The organism is Rhizobium sp. PL01 (genome assembly GCF_033447125.1).
Classification (GTDB): Bacteria; Pseudomonadota; Alphaproteobacteria; order Rhizobiales; family Rhizobiaceae; genus Pararhizobium.
In genome coordinates this window covers 1-1,356 of the sequence record NZ_JAWQUM010000029.1, presented here as the reverse complement: position 1 = coordinate 1,356, position 1,356 = coordinate 1, and the positions used below count along the sequence as shown (strand labels likewise).

At 55.8% G+C, this 1,356-nt stretch carries 1 protein-coding gene; it reads right to left on the bottom strand.

The window, feature by feature from the left end:
- Positions 1-270: 270 nt before the first annotated feature.
- Complete coding sequence (locus tag R6X40_RS31520; RefSeq protein ID WP_318419118.1) at positions 271-1,065, bottom strand: ion transporter; 795 nt, start codon at positions 1,063-1,065, stop codon at positions 271-273.
- Positions 1,066-1,356 lie beyond the last annotated feature (291 nt).

The window sequence follows — 1,356 nt, the reverse complement described above, 5'->3', positions numbered from 1 at the left end:
ATCTCAATTCGAGCCATGAAACCTCTTTGATCTGGAATTAATGTCAGCACTAATGCTGGTTCTAATGCCAGAACATCGCCCGATTTACCCGATCAGCAGAATCCGTTCCCCGGACGCTCACGGCGATTTCCACATCGGCGGTCTACAACCTCTTCCACAAGCCGCGCGACCCGCCTTCGATACGCATCGTGTATTATGCCGGAATCGATCCGACCGGTGCCCTAGTCTGGCTGCGGGACGGCTCGTTCAGATTTCGGCTTGTGATTTCGCTCAGGAGTTTGCCCGCAATGTCGTCTGGAGCTGTGTTATTTCCTGTCGCAAGGCCCTGATCTCGCGCAGGATTTTATCTTGATCGTCGTGCATCGCCGAGCGCTCGTCTGACGCAGCGCTCTCGCCTTCTTCCTGCATGGCGGAAACAATGATACCGATGAAGAGATTGAGGACGGCAAACGAGGTCAGCACGATGAAGGGGATGAAGAACGTCCAGGAATAGGGATGGTCCTCCATCACGGGACGCACTATGCCCATCGACCAGCTTTCCAACGTCATAACCTGGAAGAGGGTGTAGGCTGACTCGCTCATGGAGCCGAACCATTCTGGGAATGACTCTGCATAGAGCTTCGTCGCCATCACCGAGAAGATATAGAAGACGAGGCTGAGTAGTAGGACGATGGAGCCCATGCCCGGAAGGGCAGCGATCAATCCACCCACGACGCGCCGCAATGATGGCACCACGCTCACCAGCCTCAGGACACGCAAGATACGCAGCGCGCGCAGGACCGACAAGGCGCCGGTCGCCGGGAGCAACGCGACCGCGACGATGGCCAGGTCGAAGATGCGCCAGGGGTCTCGAAAGAAGGACAGCCGATAGACAACGCATCGAGCTGCGAGTTCCAAAGTGAAAATCGCGAGCACCACCTTGTCGATGGTCGTCAGCAACGCGCCGTAATGCGCCATAACAGTGGACGACGTCTCCAGACCAAGCGTGATCGCGTTGATGATGATTAGCGCCGTCACGACCCGTTCGAAGTGACGGGATTCTATAAGCGATTTTAAGGGGTTCACAGCAGTTCCACTACACAGGAGGTTTCGTCTTCAATGGTGGAGACTGGCCGTGCCGTCAAGCCCGGGAATGGGGCTCGTCGCATTGATTCAGTCTGTATTAAGGTGTGCGTCCTCTGCATTTGACGTTGTCATTAAAGGCGCCGTTGTAAAATTCTCTTCGTCAGAGAAGTGGCTCGGTTTGTCTGAACAGTTCCGGGCGTTTCGCTAAGTGGATTTCCGCCTCGATTATGCCGCCACCATCATTGGTGCCAGCGCGTTGAAGTAGGCCTGATCCGGTGTCTGCCGGTCAAG